The 13,480-nt window shown below is 45.2% G+C and carries 13 protein-coding genes; 7 read left to right on the top strand and 6 right to left on the bottom strand.

Going from position 1 to position 13,480, the window contains the following annotated elements:
• Window positions 1-3: 3 nt before the first annotated feature.
• On the bottom strand, window positions 4-861 hold the full coding sequence (locus L5L98_RS03280; RefSeq protein ID WP_263138493.1) for an ion transporter: 858 nt from the start codon (window positions 859-861) through the stop codon (window positions 4-6).
• Window positions 862-1,034: 173 nt separating this feature from the next.
• Here L5L98_RS03280 and L5L98_RS03275 point away from each other — a divergent pair, with 173 nt between their 5' ends.
• From L5L98_RS03275 to L5L98_RS03265, 3 genes are all read left to right on the top strand, one after another.
• Window positions 1,035-1,547, top strand: coding sequence for a murein L,D-transpeptidase family protein (locus L5L98_RS03275; protein WP_028759690.1), 513 nt, complete (start codon window positions 1,035-1,037; stop codon window positions 1,545-1,547).
• A gap of 174 nt (window positions 1,548-1,721) precedes the next feature.
• Window positions 1,722-2,405 carry a VOC family protein gene (locus tag L5L98_RS03270; RefSeq protein WP_263138492.1) on the top strand — a complete coding sequence of 228 codons (684 nt, stop codon included), beginning with the start codon at window positions 1,722-1,724 and terminating at the stop codon, window positions 2,403-2,405.
• Between the two features lie 292 nt (window positions 2,406-2,697).
• Complete coding sequence (locus L5L98_RS03265; protein WP_006081993.1) at window positions 2,698-2,958, top strand: DUF5062 family protein; 261 nt, start codon at window positions 2,698-2,700, stop codon at window positions 2,956-2,958.
• A gap of 154 nt (window positions 2,959-3,112) precedes the next feature.
• Here L5L98_RS03265 and L5L98_RS03260 read toward each other — a convergent pair whose 3' ends face one another.
• Both L5L98_RS03260 and L5L98_RS03255 read right to left on the bottom strand, forming a co-directional pair.
• Window positions 3,113-4,051: a M23 family metallopeptidase gene (locus L5L98_RS03260; RefSeq protein ID WP_411569201.1), complete on the bottom strand. Its 939-nt coding sequence runs from the start codon at window positions 4,049-4,051 to the stop codon at window positions 3,113-3,115.
• A gap of 298 nt (window positions 4,052-4,349) precedes the next feature.
• Window positions 4,350-5,222: a 6-carboxytetrahydropterin synthase gene (locus L5L98_RS03255; protein WP_028759687.1), complete on the bottom strand. Its 873-nt coding sequence runs from the start codon at window positions 5,220-5,222 to the stop codon at window positions 4,350-4,352.
• A gap of 482 nt (window positions 5,223-5,704) precedes the next feature.
• Between L5L98_RS03255 and L5L98_RS03250 the strand changes: the two genes are divergently transcribed.
• Complete coding sequence (locus tag L5L98_RS03250; protein WP_028759686.1) at window positions 5,705-6,703, top strand: cytochrome-c peroxidase; 999 nt, start codon at window positions 5,705-5,707, stop codon at window positions 6,701-6,703.
• A 158-nt stretch (window positions 6,704-6,861) separates the two neighbouring features.
• Here L5L98_RS03250 and yejK read toward each other — a convergent pair whose 3' ends face one another.
• A complete protein-coding gene (gene yejK / locus L5L98_RS03245; protein WP_263138485.1) occupies window positions 6,862-7,890 on the bottom strand; it encodes a nucleoid-associated protein YejK in 1,029 nt (342 codons plus the stop codon).
• A gap of 77 nt (window positions 7,891-7,967) precedes the next feature.
• Here yejK and L5L98_RS03240 point away from each other — a divergent pair, with 77 nt between their 5' ends.
• Entirely contained in the window at window positions 7,968-8,186 is a 219-nt protein-coding gene (locus tag L5L98_RS03240) for a YejL family protein (RefSeq protein WP_011847036.1), read from the top strand.
• Between the two features lie 66 nt (window positions 8,187-8,252).
• On the top strand, window positions 8,253-10,040 hold the full coding sequence (locus tag L5L98_RS03235) for a DUF3413 domain-containing protein (protein WP_263138480.1): 1,788 nt from the start codon (window positions 8,253-8,255) through the stop codon (window positions 10,038-10,040).
• Window positions 10,041-10,295: 255 nt separating this feature from the next.
• On the opposite strand, the gene L5L98_RS03230 is transcribed toward L5L98_RS03235, so the two are convergent.
• Entirely contained in the window at window positions 10,296-11,402 is a 1,107-nt protein-coding gene (locus L5L98_RS03230) for an NADH:flavin oxidoreductase/NADH oxidase (protein ID WP_263138478.1), read from the bottom strand.
• 117 nt (window positions 11,403-11,519) lie between these two features.
• Here L5L98_RS03230 and L5L98_RS03225 point away from each other — a divergent pair, with 117 nt between their 5' ends.
• Window positions 11,520-12,386 carry a LysR family transcriptional regulator gene (locus L5L98_RS03225; RefSeq protein WP_173496815.1) on the top strand — a complete coding sequence of 289 codons (867 nt, stop codon included), beginning with the start codon at window positions 11,520-11,522 and terminating at the stop codon, window positions 12,384-12,386.
• Between the two features lie 82 nt (window positions 12,387-12,468).
• On the opposite strand, the gene trmY is transcribed toward L5L98_RS03225, so the two are convergent.
• A complete protein-coding gene (gene trmY / locus L5L98_RS03220) occupies window positions 12,469-13,065 on the bottom strand; it encodes a tRNA (pseudouridine(54)-N(1))-methyltransferase TrmY (protein WP_006086220.1) in 597 nt (198 codons plus the stop codon).
• Between the last annotated feature and the right edge of the window lie 415 nt (window positions 13,066-13,480).

Below are 13,480 nucleotides of genomic sequence, written 5' to 3'. Positions count from 1 at the left end.
TCATCATGAAACGCCTTTATCAACGGGCACATCTAGACTATCTAACTCACATCCACAACGACTACAATACATGGCATCAATATCATGACCTGTCTTATGGCATTGATTACACGAGCGTAAATCTCGATGACGCCCTACTTCTTGGGATATCTCGGCGGTTAAAATCCCCGTTGGGATTGCGATAATCGAGTAACCAATCAGCATAGTAAAAGCCGCAATCGCCTGACCTAATCCGGTTTTCGGGGTAATGTCGCCGTAACCGACTGTAGTAATAGTCACAATTGTCCAGTACACAGATTTAGGGATTGAACTGAAACCATTATCAGGCCCTTCAACCACATACATTGCTGAACTCAGTACCATAACGATCAAACTGACCGAGAAGAAAAACAAAAAAACCTTACGACTCGACTGCATCATCGCCCTAAGTAGAACATTTCCTTCACTCAAATAACGCAGTAATTTGAGTACACGGAAAATCCTAAACAGCCTAAGTATCCGGATAACTAAGGTAAAGTTAGCACCAGGGATCAGCAACGCTAGATAACTTGGCAATACCGATAACAAATCCACTAAACCATAAAAGCTGCGAGCATATAACACAGGATGAGTCGCGCAGTACAAACGTAGGCCATATTCAATCGTAAAAATAATGGTAAATACCCATTCCAACACAGAAATAAGCTGGCCGTATTCGCGATGGAATATCTCTACTGTGTCGAGGAACACTAAGCCGACACTCAACACAATACACACCATGAGGGCGATATCAAAATAGCGGCCAGCGGGAGTATCAGTGCCAAAAATAATGGTACGTAATTGACGTTTTAACGGACTTTCGGATTCGATATTCTCAGACATAAAAGCTTTTACTTCCTTGCAACAAACTGACTAACACAGGGATTACAGCATAAATATGCCACGAGTCTGCCATGCAATTGCACCTAGCTCAAAATTATCTACTCACAGTAGGATAAAATTGCGGTATGATGCCGAAAAAAAGCCAACAACCTGTGTTTATTTTCGAGGACTCCATGCGCGCCACCCTACTTTCCACATTGACATCTCTCACTGTGACTATCGCGGCTCTCGTTTCACCCGAATTACATGCCTCTGGCATGGGTAAAGTGGATCTGGTGGTGATCACTAAATCCGAATCCAGTATGGCTTTATTACGCGATGGCAAAGTGCTCAAACAATATCGCATCGCCATGGGTGACCTACCCGCTGGACACAAATTAAAGGAAGGCGATCAACGCACACCACAGGGGCGTTATACCCTAGATTATAAAAAGCCAGATAGTGCTTATTATAAATCAATCCATATTTCCTATCCTAATGAAGAGGATAAACTCAGAGCCAAAGCCTTAGGCATTAGACCCGGAGGCATGATCATGATCCACGGCCAAAACCCTAAGTCGTCACTGCCGCCAGAACAAGCCCAGCAATACAACTGGACTGACGGCTGTATCGCGATTACCAACGCCGAAATGGATGAAGTGTGGAAAGTGGTCGATGAAGGAACGCCGATTGAGATTTGGCCTTAATCTTAGCCAATATCCAGATGGCAAAATGCTAAATAGATCATTGAACGATATCAAACACGCCCAGCTTAATGGGCGTTTTTATTTAACCTTTTAAAGCATGATGTTAGTTGTAATAGTCTCAGTCATTTACTTAAGGGATAAAACTAACGCCAATAGAAATGCCTTGGAGTATTTATGCCTAAATTCAACAAGCCTGTTGCGTCGCACAGTACAAACCTCAGCTATGAGCAATTAATCCAAGGCTGGCCAGCCTTCGAAGCACAGATTTTAGCCTTGCTTGAAACCTTAGACTTAGCAGATAAAGCACTGGTTTGCGACCATGTCGCGCTGCGCGTCAATTCCATCGCCAGTGCCGATGCCATGCGCGACGCCTTTAGCCGCATAGGTAAAATCATTTCAGACAACATCATCAATGGCCGTACGATTCTGATCATCGAGCTAGACACGCCACTCACACTCGGTCAATTTAGCATTGCCTGCGTCGAGCTTCCCTATCCTAGTGATAAAGTTTATCCACAGGAAGGCTGGGAGCACATAGAATTAGTTATTGATTCTAAAGCCAAAGATTGCGATACCTTGAGCCAAGATTTACTGGTCTTATGTCCAACACTCCGCCCTTTACTCAACCTAGGACTGAGTTCATTGCCGCAATCTGAGCAGACAGTTGAATCAGAGCAGTCAAGATTACCAGACTTGCCATCCCTTGCTGAGATTAAGGTCAAGATGAGCTCGCCCAAAGGCGATAAAGAACGTTTAGCCAATCCAACTATCGCCTTTAAACGCGGCAATGTGTGCATTAAAGTGCATCCCCATGGCATAAAAGTGGTCATCGCGAGCGAACAAGTATCTGAATGTTAAGTCAGGCTTAAACTCAAGCAGATAAAACTGAGCTTAGATTTTCATCTGCACTTGCCTTAGCTAAAACCTACGACAGTACCTGAGTTAACATCTGAGTTGATGACAATTTAATCAGATTCAATATTCTCGTTATTTTTAGGTTAGTTTTTTGGTGGTTTTGTCAAAAATCGCCAAAATTAAATCTAAAAAACAGCATATTTAGCGTAACTTAGGACATATAACTCGCAGATGCCATCAGGCACAAATTATCGTGTCCAGTAGATGGATGCTATGTGCAAACAGAGGATCGCCAATGAAGCCACACAAGAACGAAGCACAAATATTGAAGTTCGCCATGGAAATCGGCGTGGGCTATGCCAAAAAACGCGGATATGCAGACTTTGACAAAGGCATCTCACCCAAAGACAAAGTGGAATGCATTTACCGTTTATTGGTCACCGACAACTTAATCCAGCCACTGGCCAAAGATAAAGAAGATGGGCCAAACATGAAACACAAACTGATTTTATGGATCACCCGCCAACTGCCTGCTGATCATCCACTGTTGAAGTAATCTTTTTAGACGACTCGGTTAAAAATGATTATTGGCAAGCGGACATTTGAAGCTAGCCTAGAAAGAAGCCAACTCGCTAAGTGTTCCCGATATAGATCACCATTAAATGGCGCATCATTGCGCCATTTAAGTATGCCTAAACTGGATATCGAACCTAGCCCTTTTTGGCCGCTTTGTTGGCTTTCTCATTCGCCAGCACTGTTGCCATTGGCGGCACTATGGTTGTAGGGTCGAGGCGCATTTGATACCAGTTCACTCGCCAATCTAAGTGTGGACCATTTGCACGGCCTGTTGCGCCCACCTCTGCAACAGCTTGGCCTTGCTTAACCGCTTCACCCGCGTTGGCGTACAACTTACTCAAGTGCAAAAAACTCGAACTCACGCCATAACCATGATCGATCACCATAGTCCCGCCCGAATAAAACATGTCGGGAACAGACAGACTTATCACACCATCGGCGGGTGCTACCACGACAGTGCCGGTTTTCGCCGCCACATCCACACCAAAGTGTGGATTACCGGGTACATCATTATAAATACGCTGGCTACCGTAAACGCCTGAAATACGCCCCGTCAGCGGCCAAATAAACTCCTGTAAAAAGGCCGTTTGCTCGCTAAATGTTGCCCGCGCCGCTTTCACCTGCGCCGTGTCTTTCGCCGCTCTTTCCTGCGCGACAGGATCAGGCTTCATAATCTTCGAGCTAATGCCCTTTACACTTTGAATATCGTACTCTCGCTTGGTTAAGGTTAAAGGCTTAACCTCAGTCAAACCATCGGGATAAACCAAGGTTAGCTGCTGGCTCAGTTCACCGTCGCGATCAAAACCAAAGGCAAAATGACCGTCAGGCGTGACCTTGATGGCTTCACCATTTAAGCTAATCTGAGTGCCCGCTGGCGCTTGACCCCGCATTAATGCGCCTTGCTCTAACTTACCCTGTAAACTCACCTCAGCTTGTACCTGAGGCGCAATGAGCACTAGGCCCAAAGTGAATAATGCCGATAAGCAGCGCACTGGATTTGAACTTAGGGGGGATCCACCGTGAGATAAAAATTGCGATACTTTATTTCTCAACATCTTATTATTTTCCAGCATCTTAGTTTCCAATATCCTAGTTTCCAACATCTTCAAAAAATCCTTATCGATGGGCAATAGAGATCAAGACCCACTAAATACATTCATCGCGACACAAAACGCAGCCGAATTCAATCAATGCCACGTTAACCTAACGCACCATAAAAATCGATTCTGCAAACCCACATCCCTGTCGTAATCTCAGTTCAGCCTATGCTCAAAACACACAAAAAAGCCCCGATAATCTACCGAGGCCTATTAAATCCGTGATTAAAAGGTGAATAGTTTAAGTCCATTCACTTATATCAGCTCGTAGTGCCTATCCCTTAACGACAATCGCGCCCTTGCCAACACCTTCAAACGCCACGACTTTAAACTGACTTCCTGGCACTTTAGCGACTAATGTCGTGGCAATATAATCGGCTAACAACTCAACCGTCGTGTCGTGGGGAATTAAATCACAGCATTCCTTTGGCATTGCCAATTGGAAATCCCCTTGAGGGGCTTGGTAATGAAAGCCATAGTGGCTGTCATCGGTTATCCGCGTTTGCGGCGAAAGATTAAGGGTCTTAACTGAAACCAAGTCCTCTTCACTGCCTAAATAAATATCGTGCCAACGTTTGGCCCAATACTCATCCCACTTAGGTGCTGGACTGCCATTTTCATAAACGTGAATAGGACTACGATGCCCATGGGCGATACGCTGACAATTACCATCGTGTTTACGTAAACCATGGCTGTAATGGTAATAAGGCGTATCGAGAATTTCGTGTCTCAAGGTGAGCGTGATCCCTTCGACATTCTTAGGTAAAGCTTCGCGCAATGCTTTCTGTAAAAAGGCATTCACACTGGGAATATCAATCTCTTCGGTCGGCACTAAGGCAAAGGCTTGTGAAGGACAGGCCAAATGAATTTCACCTAACTGACTATCAAAATCCATCCATACTCTATCACCCTGCTGTTGCCATCGCACACTGCTGCAGGCCGTAGGCACTAATAAACGATGATCGGCCACCGCATCTATGGTCTGCTTGATCGTACGTTTGACTTTAGCAAAATCGAGTACCATGTTTTGCTCGTCTAATCCGCCCTCTAGCAGAACATCAACAATCCAACTCTCCCCCACCATGCCGCGCTTTGGGCACAAATAGGAAAAATCGATCACAGTTAAATCTTTGACAAACAATTGCATTAACGCTCCTCGGCAGAAAAACAGTCCACCTATATAATTTTATAGCACCGCTTGGCGATGGCCGAGCATGCTAACTTGAGGCACTCAACACGAGTTAACTCAACATGAATGGAGATTCTAATCAATTCCGTCTGTTGTCGCGACAAATGAATCCACTCAGCCCAATATTTTGTATCAGATGTTTGTATCAGATGTGTGTATCAGGTAGTCGAAAATCCAGCAATTCGACTCATTGCAACCATCAGGTACCGATAGGCAGAAAGCAACAATACATCGACTTTGCCGATTAACAGATACAACCTTAACAGAAACATCACTCAACCTAGCAAAATAACAACGTAAAAACAGCGAATTAGATCGCAAAAGCTTAATCCGCAACAGCGATAGACCCAATCGAAACAAAGCATTATCACTCAGCATTATTAACCGCTAGCATCCCTGTTAAACCATACAAAAACCAAGGTTATACAGGGAGAAATAAGATGACCAAACTTACATCTATCGCCATTTTCATCGCAGGTATGTTAGCCAGTACCCATGCTATCAGTGCAGAACCCATCGAAGTCATTACAGCAGCCAAGATCACTGAGCCTGAAAAAGTTGAATTAGGTAAAATGCTGTTCTTCGAACCCAGACTGTCTAAATCTGGCTTTATCTCTTGTAACTCTTGCCATAATTTATCCACTGGTGGTGTCGATGCTCTGCCAACGTCCATTGGTCATCATTGGCAGGAAGGCCCAATTAACTCGCCCACAGTGCTTAATGCCGACTTTATGCTGGCTCAATTTTGGGATGGTCGTGCCAGTGATTTGAAAGAACAAGCCGCGGGCCCTATCGCCAACCCGAAAGAGATGGGCTTTACCCATGAACTCGCAACTGAAACTATCGCCTCTATGCCCGCCTACCGAGCGCACTTCGCCAAGGTCTATGGCGATGAAAAAGTCACAATTGACCGTTTAACCGATGCGATTGCCACCTTTGAAAAAACCTTAGTCACCCCTAATAGCCCCTTCGATCAATATCTTCTGGGCAAGCAAGATGCCATCAGCGCAAATGCCAAAGCGGGTTACCAACTCTTCAAGGATAAAGGTTGCGTGAGTTGCCATAACGGCCCCGCTGTCGGTGGAACCATGTATATGAAAATGGGACTCATCAAACCGTTCCACACCAATAACCCAGCAGAAGGTCGTAAGGGCGTCACTGGTAAAGAAGCTGATAAATATGTGTTTAAAGTGCCGACACTACGCAATATTGAGCTCACCTACCCCTACTTCCATGATGGCAGCGTCTGGACCTTGGAAGAAGCGGTGAATACCATGGCAGACATTCAATTAGGGCAAAAACTCTCTGACCAAGAAGTGAAAGAAATGGTCGCCTTCCTTGAGTCCTTAACGGGCGATCAGCCGCAAATCACGCTACCTATTTTGCCACCATCGAATAAAGATACGCCACGTCCAGTGCCATTTAGCTCCAATAATTAACATAGGCAACGAGTCACTGACTAAGAAGTACTCACTTAGCTGTACTCACTTAGCATAGACACTAAGTCAGCGCGACTTAGCACAGCAAAAAGGCCGAGAGTAAACACTCTCGGCCTTTGGTTATTCTTTCGCTTAAAAAACGATGGATTAATTAAGTGCTATTCGCCTTTAAGACGACGATCAAGCTGATCTTTTAAGTTTGCTGGCACACCTTTGATTAAAATCGTGTCCGAGATGGGATCGTAAATCACCCGTTGGCCTAAGTGACCGCCGTCAAAACTTAACGTTACACCGCCACCAGTACCAGAAAACTTCTTCAATTGACGCAGGGTTGATTTGTCGGCCGGAAACTCTTCATCAAGATCATAACTGCCGCCACGGGCAAAATCATAGAAGGAGTCCATGCCTTGATCGGCTAACTCATCGGCCAAGTCTTTGATCTCAATGTCAGCGCCTTCATCGAAACGCTCACTACAGTATTCAAACACTTTATTGCGGCACTGCTGACGCTCGTCTTTCGTCAACTCACTGCTGGCAACAAAATCTTCAACCGCATTCATTAAGGTTTTGTTTTGCGCCTTAGTATTGACGCCTTCTACGCAGCCCATAAAGTCGAGGAAAAAGTCAGCGACTTTACGTCCCGCACGGCCACGGATAAAGGAGATGTACTTGCGAGAATCCTTATCGGCTTGCCACTCAGTTAAATCAATACGCGCCGCGAGTTGGATGTTATTTAAATCCAAATGGTTATTTTGCGACAGTTCCATATCATCTAATACTGTCATTGACGACTTAGCACTTAATAAAGCCACAAACAAATAATCGCTGGTGATGCTGGTATAGCAAGACATCAACAGGAAACCGCCTTGACTGAAGTCGTATTTCGACAATTCTTCTTGCAGTAATTTACTGGCTTGACCGGAAAATTCCACAAACCCTAGCTCGCCGCCACGGTATTGAGTTAGCGCATTGGCAAAGGCGGGATTCGCCTCACCGTCGTCACCATGGATACCAAAATAGCCAAAACCTTTACCGGCCTTTCCCGTATATGTCTGATGCAACTCGTCGAGCATCACCTCGACCGCCTGACCGTTCAGCAGAGGTTGAGGACGCAAACGGCAGCGTAATTGCCCCTGACTGTCCTGAGAAATCTCGTGAATAATTGCGTGTTCGATGTTAATACTCATAAGCCCTGATAGTGATACTGGGATAAATCCGCTATTATATGCCGCTAATCCATTCCAAAGTGAAACATTTTTTGATTATGGCAATCCAATCGAAATACTCAAACACCCAAGTTGAATCATTAATCGCCGAAATATTGGCTGTGTTAGAAAAGCATAAAGCACCGACTGACCTGAGCCTGATGGCATTGGGTAACTGCGTGACTAACCTGCTAGAACGTAAAGTGCCCAGCGAATCGCGCCAAGCCGTGGCCGAACAATTTGCAAAAGCACTCGCACAATCGGTTAAATCCCAGTAAGTTAACTGGGTAATAATCATCAAAAGAATATAAGATACAAGGCCTTTTAGGAATAAGCGGATCACTATGGTCGAGCGAAAAAAGCAAATGAGCCGCGATCGGGTTTCCCGGCTCATCAACTGGGGGCATTGGTTCGCCTTCTTCAATGGCTTATTAGCCATGATAGTCGGAAGCCGATACCTTGGCAGCGTGGGTTATCCAGAAACTTGGTATGGCTGGTTTTATCTGAGCGTCAGCACTATTGGTCAGTTTAGCTTTCTCGCCTTTATCGCCTATTTGATCTGCCTATTTCCACTAACCTTGATATTGCCCTATTCAAAGATATTAAGAGGTGTCGCGGCGGTGATCGCGACCCTAAGTCTTTGTATCTTATTGTACGATACCATTGTTTACGCCGATTACGGCATGCACTTGAGCCCCTTCGCCTTCGATTTAGCTTGGGCGGATCTCAATGCCCTGCTCCGTGGTACTTCTTATATCGTCACCCCGTTGGCCATCATCGCCATTGAACTGACCATGGCCAATTTTTTGTGGAAACGCATAGAGAAAATCCAAAAACTCAATTTAGGCAATAAAGTTATCACCTTAGTGTGTATCTGTTTTATCAGCAGCCACTTGATCCACATTTGGGCCGATGCCGCCGATATCACCGAAATTACCCGTTTCGACGATACTTATCCTTTATCTTATCCCGCGACTGCTCGCTCCTTTATGGAAAGTCACGGTATCGATGGTTCATACCAAGGCGATGACGTCAATCACAACACCAGTGTACTCAGCTATCCAGAGCAGCCACTCACCTGCCAGGCCGACACGAAAATCAACGTGTTGATGATTACCATCGACAGTTTGCGGGCGGATATGGTCGATGGCAAAAGCATGCCATTCCTACACCAATACACTGAAAATAATCAATCTTTTACCCAGCATTTCAGCGGCGGCAACCAATTTAGAACGGGCATGTTTTCACTACTCTATGGCCTGCAAGGCAGTTATGGCGATGCGCGAATTTTTAATAGCACCAGTCCTTTACTGACCAGAAGTTTTCAACAAGCAGGCTATGAATTGGGGCTTTTCCTCCCTGAAACCAATCTCAATTTGCGTTCATCACAGGCGATGTTTAATGACTTTAATCCTGTCATAGCCAAAGAAACCAATGGCAGTGCCGATGCCGATTTGCACACAGTGGCCAGTTTTAACGAGTGGCACAGCATCCAACATAAGCCTTGGTTGGCGCTCGTTAACTTAAAAGCGCCAGAAAATTTTGATACTCCCGTGGGTTTTCTGGGTATCGAAACTGTGAAAGCCGATACCGACCTTATGCCAGCGCAAAAAGTATTGTTTAATCAATATCGCCAATCTCTGTATTTTGTCGATCAACAACTCAAGGCGATGCTGGCCAATGTGTCCAACGACACCTTAGTGATTATCACTGGGGTCAATGGCAAAATGTTCACCAGCAACAGTGATGAAGCTAATCGCAACCTGTCACCACAGAGTGTCAAAGTGCCATTAGTGATCCACTGGCCGAATACGGGTGCTTCTAAGGTCAAATACCGCACCAGCCATTACGGCATTGCGCCGACTTTAATGACCCACGTGCTAGGTTGCACCAATAACACGACAGATTACAGCGCTGGCCGCAGCCTATTACAACCTGACAAAGAAACGTGGATCTATATAGGTGATAGCCGTATTTTTGCTATCTATCAAGAAGCAGAAGTGACAGTGATTGACCGCCACGGTAAATATCGTATTTACGATGAAAACTATGAACATAGGCTCAATAAAAAAATGAGCGCGCCTGAATTAATTGAAGTGATGCGTGAAGGTCGACGTTTCTATAACCACTGAGCTTCATCATCTTAGTTAAGAAAGCCCCATTCCTAAAGGATTGGGGCTTTTTTTATTCCCTAGTGACTGGATGAATACAAAATGCACGAAGCTTGGATTTAACTGCGTGGGTTGAAGGCTGCGTGGCCAGTATCTTGAATCTAGTCTCTTGTAGCTAGTCTCTTATGATGGACCTTACCTGCCACTAAAGCCAAAAGCCGCTATCTTTAGATAACGGCTTTTTAAGGCTTAGGCTTAAATCAACTCACTCTACAATCAATCGGCTTTATCCGTAGAGTAGCGTGCTAACCAATGGGCGTAGGAAGCGGGTAATACCCAAGATGGGCGCGCAATTTTCAAGGTTTGCGCCGCTTGATATGGCCAATGTGGATTCGCTAAAAACGCTTTACCTATCATCACTAAATCCATTTGTTCATCTTCAATGGCCGCATTGGCTTGATGTGGATCATCCATACCCCAAGAAGTCGCAACGGGGAACCCCACTTCTTGACGAACCCGCGCTGCAATAGGCGCCAAAAATGCAGGACTCCAGGGAATATTTGCCGTTGGGGTCGAGAAGCAAATGCTGACGTTTAACATATCGAGCCCCGCTTGCTTAAATTGCTTCACCAAGGTTATCGATTCCGTCAGTGTTTCTTCATCTTTATGGTCGAATTCAATCACGCCAAATCGCGCCGTTAAGGGTAAATGCGATGGCCAAACATCTCTTACCGCGGCAATGGTTTCTAACAAAAAGCGCCCCCGCCCTTCGGCACTGCCACCATATTGGTCGGTGCGTTGATTGGCATAGGTTGAAAAGAAACTTTGGGCTAAATAACCGTGGGCGAAATGCAGTTCTAACCATTCAAATCCTGCGGCTAAAGCACGCTTTGCTGCCGCCACAAAGTCGGCTTTAACCCGCTCAATGTCCTCAATCATCATAGCGGTAGGCACTTTAGGTAAGTTTGCGCCAAATGCGACGGCTGATGGTGCAATCGGTTGCCAACCTCGCGTGTCATCATCGGCAATATGGTCATCCCCTTCCCACGGGATATTGGCACTCGCTTTACGGCCTGCATGACCAATCTGAATGCCTGCAACAGCACCGGCATTTTTAATCGCACTAGCCACTTTTGCTAGGCCTTGGGCTTGTTCGTCATTCCATAACCCAAGGCATTTGGGTGTGATACGGCCTTCAGGAGAAACCGCTGTGGCTTCAACCACAACAAGACCGGCTCCGCCACGGGCAAGGCCAGTGTAATGCACCTGATGCCAGTCGTTGATGAGTCCATCTGTGGCTTGGTATTGGCACATGGGTGCAACGGCAATACGGTTTTTGAGTGTGATGTCTTTAAGTTTGAAGGATGAAAATAGATCGGCCATGGTGTTTCCTGTGTCTATTAAGATCAAAAGGTATTTGAATACTGAATGACGACAGACTAGTCTTATCGTGCCATAATTAAAAGCACATACGGATTATAGATTTGATAAATTTTACTTATGATAAATCCACAGTGGTTACACACCTTTAGCGTGCTAGTCGAGAAAGGGAATTTCACCCGCACCGCCGAAGCCATAGGTATCACCCAAGCGGCCGTGAGTCAGCATATCAGTCGCTTAGAAGAAACCTACGGCACACTGTTTTTACGCCGCACCCGCCAGCTTGAAATCACTCCCATAGGGGAAAACCTGCTGACCTACGTTAAAGAAGTTGAATGCGCGCAGAAACGCCTACAACAGAAACTTATCCATGATGACGCCAATGCCGGTGATATTAGCCTTATCACTCCAGGTAGCATTGGTTTAACGCTTTTTCCATTATTAATCGAATTACAACAAGCCTTTCCGGCGTTAAGCATTCGCCACCGTTTTGCCCCTGACAGTGAGATAGTGGCCTCAGTGTTGGCCAATGAACATGAAATCGGCATGGTAACCTTAAAACCTTCCGATCCTCGTATTCACAGCACACATTTTACCGAAGAGCCGCTTGAACTTGTGGTACCTGCAAGCCATAAACAACATGAATGGGCTGATTTACAACGGCTAGGGTTTATCTCCCATCCCGATGGTGAGGCTATGGCGACTCGGCTGCTTAGCCGTAAATATCCAACTCACCCCGGCATTCAAGAGATCCCCTGCAAGGGATTTACCAACCAAATCAGCCTCATTCTCGAACCTGTCGCAAAAGGGCTAGGATTTACGGTTATCCCCCAATACGCCCGCAAAGCCTTTGAACGACAAGAAGATATCTATGTTGTGGAATGTGGCAGCCAAGTTGTAGACACCATTTGGCTTATCCACCGCGCGGAATGGCCCTTGTCACGCAGAGCCCAAAAAGCGATTACATTTTTAAAGGGGAAAATATAAAACCCCATTAAAAAATGGGGCTCGATACACACGTTACCACAGGAATAGTCAGCGTTAGCAACGGATACAGAAGACTCAGAGGCTATTGATTGATATCCAATTCATTATGGATCAATACCACGCACTGAGAAGCAAACAGCATCTTTGGCCCTAAGCTGATCTTTTGCGCGCCGAGTCGTTTCAAGGTATTAAAACTTTTCTTCGGCATAGGAATATGATCGGTCAGCAAAAAGCACGGATTACCCACAAATTCTTGCTCACGGATTGAAGTGCCCTTCTTATCCATCATAAACAATTGATAATCCACCGCGAGGTCCTGTACCAGCTTTTCAAAACTGATGGTGCTCACAGTAATGCCCTCGTCAACAACACGGGTTTGCTCCTTCGTCATACCCCGAGAAATATCTAAGGCTTTAGCAATTTTAGTGAGCAAAGCTTGCTCGTGAAAACCACCAATATGGCAAATATTTCGAGTATCGAAGCAAATAGTGCGGGAAAAATCATGGGTACTTTCTAGCACCAAATAAACGACAACATCGTTTCGATGGGACTGAGCCACAAAGATAGTGTTCATCAGGGTATGAGCTAAAATCTCGGTATGCGCCTCTTGGCCGACAGAAGCCAAAAACAACTGACTGTCAGTAGGTGCTGATCTTGCTCGTAAAACAAACGCGCGCATAGGTAAATGTCCTACTCAATAATGTCTTAAATGCTAAATGGCGGATGCATATAATTTGTGAAATTGACAATTTCGCCTTGAAAATTTTTGCCTTTTGCCTTTTGCCTTTTGCTGTGCCAAAGCCAGCCTAATCACTCGAACTTGAACCTTAGTCGCAAGCAGCGTTAATCATATGGGCAGCGAAAAGGTATAAAAAACAAAACCCGTATAGCAATGCTAACACGGGGTTTTGTTTAACTTAACTGCTGGTTATTTTAATGATTAAAACAAACTAACAAAAAGTATCTAATTTGATCGGTATGAGAAGATTCGAACCTCCACTCCCTGATACTCTATAACAGTGAACAGCTTAATCGTAACCTGCTAAATTTAAACATAAATCATGTGATTTTGCACGTTTTAATTACCTCAACAA

The sequence above is a fragment of the Shewanella sp. SM23 genome (assembly GCF_025654295.1).
Taxonomy (GTDB): domain Bacteria; phylum Pseudomonadota; class Gammaproteobacteria; order Enterobacterales; family Shewanellaceae; genus Shewanella; species Shewanella oncorhynchi.
Note: the sequence above shows the minus strand (reverse complement) of the source record. Positions and strands in the feature narration are given on the sequence as shown.

Coding starts and splice junctions, on each gene's coding strand:
- L5L98_RS03280 (WP_263138493.1), bottom strand. CDS start 861: ATGTCTGAGAATATCGAATCCGAAAGTCCGTTAAAACGTCAATTACGT.
- L5L98_RS03275 (WP_028759690.1), top strand. CDS start 1,035: ATGCGCGCCACCCTACTTTCCACATTGACATCTCTCACTGTGACTATC.
- L5L98_RS03270 (WP_263138492.1), top strand. CDS start 1,722: ATGCCTAAATTCAACAAGCCTGTTGCGTCGCACAGTACAAACCTCAGC.
- L5L98_RS03265 (WP_006081993.1), top strand. CDS start 2,698: ATGAAGCCACACAAGAACGAAGCACAAATATTGAAGTTCGCCATGGAA.
- L5L98_RS03260 (WP_411569201.1), bottom strand. CDS start 4,051: ATGCTGGAAAATAATAAGATGTTGAGAAATAAAGTATCGCAATTTTTA.
- L5L98_RS03255 (WP_028759687.1), bottom strand. CDS start 5,222: ATGCAATTGTTTGTCAAAGATTTAACTGTGATCGATTTTTCCTATTTG.
- L5L98_RS03250 (WP_028759686.1), top strand. CDS start 5,705: ATGACCAAACTTACATCTATCGCCATTTTCATCGCAGGTATGTTAGCC.
- yejK (WP_263138485.1), bottom strand. CDS start 7,890: ATGAGTATTAACATCGAACACGCAATTATTCACGAGATTTCTCAGGAC.
- L5L98_RS03240 (WP_011847036.1), top strand. CDS start 7,968: ATGGCAATCCAATCGAAATACTCAAACACCCAAGTTGAATCATTAATC.
- L5L98_RS03235 (WP_263138480.1), top strand. CDS start 8,253: ATGGTCGAGCGAAAAAAGCAAATGAGCCGCGATCGGGTTTCCCGGCTC.
- L5L98_RS03230 (WP_263138478.1), bottom strand. CDS start 11,402: ATGGCCGATCTATTTTCATCCTTCAAACTTAAAGACATCACACTCAAA.
- L5L98_RS03225 (WP_173496815.1), top strand. CDS start 11,520: ATGATAAATCCACAGTGGTTACACACCTTTAGCGTGCTAGTCGAGAAA.
- trmY (WP_006086220.1), bottom strand. CDS start 13,065: ATGCGCGCGTTTGTTTTACGAGCAAGATCAGCACCTACTGACAGTCAG.